Source organism: Paraburkholderia madseniana (assembly GCF_009690905.1).
GTDB lineage: Bacteria > Pseudomonadota > Gammaproteobacteria > Burkholderiales > Burkholderiaceae > Paraburkholderia > Paraburkholderia madseniana.
On record NZ_VOSW01000322.1, the window covers coordinates 1 to 549 of the forward strand.

At 63.2% G+C, this 549-nt stretch carries 1 protein-coding gene; it reads right to left on the bottom strand.

Going from position 1 to position 549, the window contains the following annotated elements:
* Positions 1 to 549 (bottom strand): ABC transporter ATP-binding protein (locus FSO04_RS47025; protein ID WP_414693540.1); only part of this gene is annotated, 549 nt, incomplete at both ends.

A 549-nucleotide genomic window follows, 5' to 3' on the forward strand; every position in this document is an offset into this window, starting at 1 on the left:
CAGCCGGTTCATCCAGCGCGAGCAGCTTCGGATCCGTTGCCAGTGCGCGGGCGATTTCCAGACGGCGCTGGTGACCGTACGACAGATTGCGCGACGTGTAGTCCGCGTACTGCGCAATGCCGACGTACTCCAGCAGTTCGACTGCGCGTTCCTTGATCTCGCGCTCTTCCTTGCGCTCGGCCGGCGTCTGGAACACCGCGCCGATCAGGCCGTGCTTGGTACGCACGTGACGGCCGACCATCACGTTTTCCAGCGCGGTCATGCCACCGAACAGACGGATGTTCTGGAACGTACGGGCAATCCCCGCCTTCGCCACCTGGTAGACGGCAGTCGGCGTGTATTCCGTGCCGTCGAGCTTGAACTCGCCCGAATCCGGCGTGTACAGACCCGTGATCACGTTGAAGAAGGTCGTCTTGCCGGCGCCGTTCGGGCCGATCAGGCCATAAATCTGGCCCGCCTTGATTTGCAGGCCAACGTCGGACAGTGCCTGCAGGCCGCCGAAGCGCTTGTTGACGCCCTTAACCGACAGGCGGATCTGATCGCTGCCGA